This is a genomic window from Bradyrhizobium sp. PRIMUS42 (assembly GCF_023006515.1).
In the GTDB taxonomy this organism is placed as follows: Bacteria; Pseudomonadota; Alphaproteobacteria; order Rhizobiales; family Xanthobacteraceae; genus Bradyrhizobium.
Window position 1 is genome coordinate 1 of the sequence record NZ_JALBGZ010000442.1, and the last position, 5,455, is coordinate 5,455.

At 64.1% G+C, this 5,455-nt stretch carries 5 protein-coding genes and 2 pseudogenes; 2 read left to right on the plus strand and 5 right to left on the minus strand.

The genetic code is table 11. The annotated features are described in order from the left end of the window. Positions 1–979, plus strand: a pseudogene (locus MOV75_RS26070) (flavin monoamine oxidase family protein); the annotation flags it as partial. Between the two features lie 42 nt (positions 980–1,021). Here the strand turns inward: MOV75_RS26070 and MOV75_RS26075 are convergent. The 5 genes and pseudogenes from MOV75_RS26075 to MOV75_RS26095 all read right to left on the minus strand — a co-directional run. Next, positions 1,022–1,069: pseudogene (locus tag MOV75_RS26075) on the minus strand (hypothetical protein); the annotation flags it as partial. 285 nt (positions 1,070–1,354) lie between these two features. Beyond that, positions 1,355–2,497: an OpgC domain-containing protein gene (locus MOV75_RS26080; protein ID WP_247006839.1), complete on the minus strand. Its 1,143-nt coding sequence runs from the start codon at positions 2,495–2,497 to the stop codon at positions 1,355–1,357. Between the two features lie 184 nt (positions 2,498–2,681). Continuing rightward, positions 2,682–3,137, minus strand: coding sequence for a hypothetical protein (locus MOV75_RS26085; RefSeq protein ID WP_246920279.1), 456 nt, complete (start codon positions 3,135–3,137; stop codon positions 2,682–2,684). A gap of 94 nt (positions 3,138–3,231) precedes the next feature. Next, positions 3,232–3,603, minus strand: coding sequence for a YqjD family protein (locus MOV75_RS26090; protein ID WP_246920280.1), 372 nt, complete (start codon positions 3,601–3,603; stop codon positions 3,232–3,234). 78 nt (positions 3,604–3,681) lie between these two features. Continuing rightward, the gene (locus MOV75_RS26095; protein WP_246920282.1) at positions 3,682–4,794 is read right to left on the minus strand and encodes an AI-2E family transporter; all 1,113 of its coding nucleotides are present in this window, start codon (positions 4,792–4,794) and stop codon (positions 3,682–3,684) included. Positions 4,795–5,000: 206 nt separating this feature from the next. Between MOV75_RS26095 and MOV75_RS26100 the strand changes: the two genes are divergently transcribed. Continuing rightward, positions 5,001–5,455: L,D-transpeptidase (locus MOV75_RS26100; protein WP_247006840.1), on the plus strand; the 455-nt coding region annotated here is incomplete at its 3' end.

Below are 5,455 nucleotides of genomic sequence, written 5' to 3' on the forward strand. Positions count from 1 at the left end.
CCGCGGCCTTGCCGTGATCGTGCTGGAGGCGCGTAACAGGCTCGGCGGCCGGGCCTGGACCGTGCAGGCCTCGCCTGAAGTGACCTTCGACGTCGGCTGCGGCTGGCTGCACTCGGCGGACAAGAACTCCTTCGTCGCAATCGCGAAACAGCTGGGTTTCGAGCTCAACAAGGACCTGCCGCCCTGGCGCGAGCGCGCCTATGGCAACGCGTTTCCGCAAAGCGAGCGCGACGATTTCCTGCGCGCGATGGGTACGTTCTACGAGCGCCTCTGGCAGGCCGCGCAAAAGGGCAAGGACGAGCCCGCGAGCCTGAGCCTGGAGCCCGGCAATCGCTGGAATCCGATGATCGACGCGGTCTCGACCTACATCAACGGCTGCGAATTGAAAGACATGTCGACGCTGGACTGGGATGCCTATGAGGACAGTGACCTCAACTGGCGCGTCCGGCGCGGCTATGGCGCGCTGATTGCCGCCTATGGCGCCTCTTGCCCGGTGGCGTTGGACTGCAAGGTCGCGCTGATCGATCATTCTGACAGGCGCATCCGCATCGAGACATCTCAGGGCACGCTGACCGCGGACAAGGTGATCGTCACCGTCCCGACCACCCTGATTGCCGATGAAGCAATCCGCTTCTCACCGCCCTTGCCGTCCAAGGTCGACGCAGCAGCCGGCCTGCCGCTCGGCGTCGACGACAAGGTGACGCTGGCGCTCGAAGATGCCGAAGCCTTCCCGAAGGAAGGCAATTTGCGCGGCGCCACCATGCGCACCGAGATGGGCACCTACCACATCCGCCCGTTCGGCCAGCCCTGCATCGAAGGCTTTTTCGGCGGCAGCTTTGCGCGCGCGCTGGAAGATTCCGGCGAAGGCGCCATTGCCGCGCATGGCATCGACGAGATCGCCGGCTTCCTCGGCAACGACATCCGCCGCAAACTGAAGCCGCTGTATGAGTCGCGCTGGGCCCACGATCCCTTCGCGCGACGGCCACCATTTGTAGATCGTCATCTTGGAGACGCTGGAGTGGCGGGCGACCGCGTCGATGGTGGTAGCGGCAAGGCCGGTGGAAGCCATCAGCGCATAGGCGCTTTCGAGAATGGCGTTGCTGGTTTCGATCGATCGCGGCCGGCCGCGCCGAGGAGCGCTGTCGGCCCTGTCACCCCCGCCATTCGCCCTCACCACGCCCGGTCTCCCCGCGCAACCCGCTCCTGCTCCGGGATAGCGCAGCCGCGGCGGCCAACCTAGCGGAATCGCGACGGCCAAAGCATGATCCGGAAAAGTGCGCAGCGGTTTTCCGAACGATCATGCTCAAACAACAGCCCAAAGCGGGCTGGCGATGCATGCTGATCGCATCGCGCTTTAGGCCTGCTGCCGCAAGGCGGCGGGCAGATCCTGCCATTTCGACCAGGCGACGTAGTAGGCCACGGCGCTCATCGCGGCGAATCCGGCGAGGCTCACCACGATCTGCATCACCACCAGATTGGCGCTGGTGATCAGGATGAGATGGCCGGCGAAGGACAGGAACACCCCGACGCAGAACACGGCGAGCCATTCCTCGCCGCATCTGATGACGGCCTGGAGCGGCTTCAGCCGCAGCCCGGGGTGATCGGCCGGAATGAGGTGGGTCGCGAGGAAGGCGAGCGCGAGGAAGTGAACCACGCGATAGGGTGCAAGGTTTTCCTTGTCCGTCGGTGCGATGCTGTCGAGGAGAAGGTCCGGCAAATAAGCGGACAATGCCGGCGAATGGCGCAGCAAGGTGACGGCCATCGCGAATACGAGATAGGCCCCGGCGAGAATCCGCAGCCAGGGCATGTCGCGTAGGGCGCGCCCGGGCGCGCCAGTCACGGCGAACCAGCCCCCGAGCACCATCAGCATCTGCCAGCACAGCGGATTGAAGGTCCACTCCTGGTCGGGATAGACCCGAAAATTCCAGTCGAACCAGCGTGCGGTAAGATACAGCGCGATCGATGCCGCCAACGTCAGGTTTGGCCACCGCAATAGGCCCCACAGTGCGAACGGAAAAAAGGCCATCAGCGGGATCATCAGCTGCAGGAGATCGAGGTTCAGCGGCTCCTCCTGGAGCACGAGGCCGCGGACCAGGATGCGCAGCGGGTGCTCTAGAATCCCCGAGATGTTGTATTCATGGATGATTTCCGGCGCCATCGACTGCGAGGCGACGTAGGCGATGGTGTCGATATAGATGACGAACAGCACGACATAGGCGGCATAGAGCCGCCAGACGCGACGGAAGATGCGCGTCGCGGCGACGACATAGCCGCGCTCCAGCGCGATCCGGCCGTGGATGATCGCGACGCCGTAACCCACCACGAACACGAACAGGTCGGCGGCGCCGCTGAAGCCGAAGTTGCGCAGCGTCAGAAGGTTGACGACGTTGTTCGGGATGTGATCGACGAAAACCGACCAATTGGCGATGCCGAGCGTCAAATACAGCCGGGCGTCGTGCTGGAATGCCGAGAGGTTCGCTTTGACAGAAGGTTTCATTGAGTAAAATAGCTTTGGGAATCAGGGTGATGCTTTTACCGGCAACCCCCTGCCCATCCGAGTAGCGTTTGCGTGAGTGGGTGCATTCGTGCCGCCTGGCGAAAAATTGCGCGGCGACGCCTGTGTCAGACTCGGGAGATGCTCGCAGTACTTATAAACGAAATTTTCTAACCCGCTCGGACCGTTACTCGGCCGGTTCGGCCGATACCTCGTCGGAGACCCCGGCACGGCTCGCCATGATGCCGAGGGCGACGCCGCCGATCGCCAGGATCGGCAGCAGCCGCTTGACGCCGATAGCACGAACGATCTGGAGCCCGGTGGCGAGCAGCATGGGGTCTGCGAGCATGCTTTGCGCCGCCGACTTCGCGGCCCGCTCGGCCGCGATCTGGGCTTGCTTGCGCAACTCCCGCTTGTAGGCCCAGTAGCTCACCGCTGCGGCCAGGGTCAGCAGAAAGAAGACGCCGGCACCCGCCAGGCAAGCCTGCACCGGACCATACTTATTGAGCACCGAGATGAAAGCCGCCGCGCACAGGAAGCACGTGGTGATGAACAGCGCGAACGCCGCGCCCGCGGCCAGGGAGGTCAGCCGCATAGTCGTACCGGTGGATGCACTGATCCCGTCGATGATGCGCTGAAACATGGCCTTGCTCCTCAAATCCCCACAAGCCGAATCGTCCGCAAGCCGGCGTCGGCGGTGCGGTAGCGCCGCCGTCTCGGATATCCGTTCGCGCTGCCTACCGGCGCCAGGCGGCACCGATCAGGAAGCCGATGCCGAGCGCCAGCCCGACGGTCGCGAGCGGCCGCTGCGTAATCGCGTCTTCGAGCGTCTCCTCGATCGATCCGTAGGCCTCCTGGGCCGCGCCCATCATTGCACTGCCGCGCTCCGACATGTCGTCCATCGCGGAATCCATGTTCTCGCGCGCCTGGCGATAGCCGCGGCGGGCCTGCTTGCTGGTGGAATTGGCGAAGGTATTGAGCGCGTCGGTGATCTGGTCGGTGAGGGCGGCGATATCGCTTTTCACGGCTGCTACATCCTTCTCGAGGCGTTCTCTGGTGGCTTTGTCGGTCCAGTCTCTCATCCCGGCTTCGGCATTGGGCGTGGACATCAGGAGCTCCGAACTGTTGACGGCTGAGATAGCCGGAGAACGTTTCGTCATCGGGGAAGTTCCGTTCGCGGAAACCGGTCAGTCCTGCGGCAGCTGCGGCGCATCCGCCGGCAACAGATGCTCCTTGAGGATCAGGGCCACGATTAGCAGCGGCGACGACAGGAAGGCGCCCATCGGGCCCCACATCCAGGTCCAGAATGCCAGCGCAAGCAGGACCGCAAGTGCGTTCAGCGCCAGCCGCCGGCCGATGATGGTCGGGGTGATGAAGTGTCCTTCCAGGAAGGTGAGGCCGCCGAAGGCGAGCGCGGCCATGAGGCCGCCGCTGATGGTCGGGAACGCGACCAGCCCTACCACGACCAGCACGACGAACATCGCGACCGGTCCGATGATCGGGATGAAATTGAGCGTTGCCGCCAGCGCGCCGAGCCCGGCCGGATTGGGCATGCCAGTGAGCGCGCAGATGATGCCGGTGGCGACGCCGACGCCGACATTGATGACGGTGACCATCAACAGATAATTGCCGAGATGGACCTCGATCTCGTTGAGAATCCGCAGCGTACGCAGCCGCGCGTCACGATCGCTGAAAGTCATGATCAGCGCCCGCCGCAGGTCGCGCCAGCTTGCGATGAACAGAATGAGGGTGACGAAGAACAGCAGAAATTCAGTAAAGGTCGGTGACAGAAATTCCAGCGTCGGCTGCACCCACTCGACCTTCGGCATCTGGAAGCTCGGGAATTCCTCCGAGCCGCCGACCATGCCTTGCAGCTCACGCCAAAGCACCAGCGGCCGATCGAGCACGTGCAGCTTGTCTTTCAGCTGCGCGCCGAGCTCCGGCAGGCGCGTGCTCCATTCCATGGCGGGGGAAGCGATCAGCGTGACAACGAAGGCGACAACGGCGGTCACCGCGATCACGATCAGGGCGGCGCCGAGCCCGCGCGGCACCTTGCAACGTTCGAGGAAATTCGCAGCCGGCGACAGCATGGTGCCGGTGACGAAGGCCATCACCACCGGGAGGAAGAACGCCCTTCCGAGATAGAGCACGGTGACGACCGCGATCAGGAGCAAGCCAGCGAGCGCGAAGGCAACAAACTCGGTACGGCGGATGACCGGCGGTAGCTCACTACGGCTCTCGGGAAGCGGCTCGCCTTCGCTGTTGTCGGGGATCAGACGTTCACTGGGAAGGACGCGCACAATCTCTCTCCGGCACGGAAGCTTCGATCCGCGCGCCCATTGACGGTGATAATGCGCGAGCCTCGCCGCGGTTCCATCGCGGCTTCGTGAACCCGTGCTCGCTTGACTGTGACAAGGCTGCCGCGCGCCGTGCCGGAACTCGGATCGTGCCTGCGGAGTTCATGGAAAGCGCATCACCCTGATGCAGACATCCAACGGGGCAGCACATGACAAAGTTCTCGGCACTCCGTCGCAGCTTTTCGCCGCGCGCCGTCACCGCATTTGCCTTCGCAACCGCTTTGGCCACGGTGCCCTTCGGCGCCGCGAGCGGACAAACTTTCGGCTATGCGCCGATGCACCCGCAGGCGTACCCGCAGGACCAGGTTTACTCGCCCGGCTACGTGAATGAGGCGCCGCAGGCGGCTGACGAGGATGCCCAACTGCCCGATCGCCTGCGCAAGCAGATCGTCGGCTTCGACCGCAGCGAGCCGGCCGGCACCATCCTGATCGATACCAACAACACCTATCTCTACTACGTGCTCGGCAACGGCCGTGCGATCCGTTATGGCGTCGGCGTCGGCCGCGAAGGCTTCACCTGGTCCGGCGTGCAGAGCGTCAGCCGCAAGGCGGAGTGGCCGGACTGGCATCCGCCGGCCGAGATGATCGCGCGGCAGCCCTATCT

What these genes read in the sequence shown, in the direction of transcription:
- MOV75_RS26080 (WP_247006839.1), bottom strand. Translation starts at nt 2,497, where the DNA reads ATGAAACCTTCTGTCAAAGCGAACCTCTCGGCATTCCAGCACGACGCC.
- MOV75_RS26090 (WP_246920280.1), bottom strand. Translation starts at nt 3,603, where the DNA reads ATGTCCACGCCCAATGCCGAAGCCGGGATGAGAGACTGGACCGACAAA.
- MOV75_RS26085 (WP_246920279.1), bottom strand. Translation starts at nt 3,137, where the DNA reads ATGTTTCAGCGCATCATCGACGGGATCAGTGCATCCACCGGTACGACT.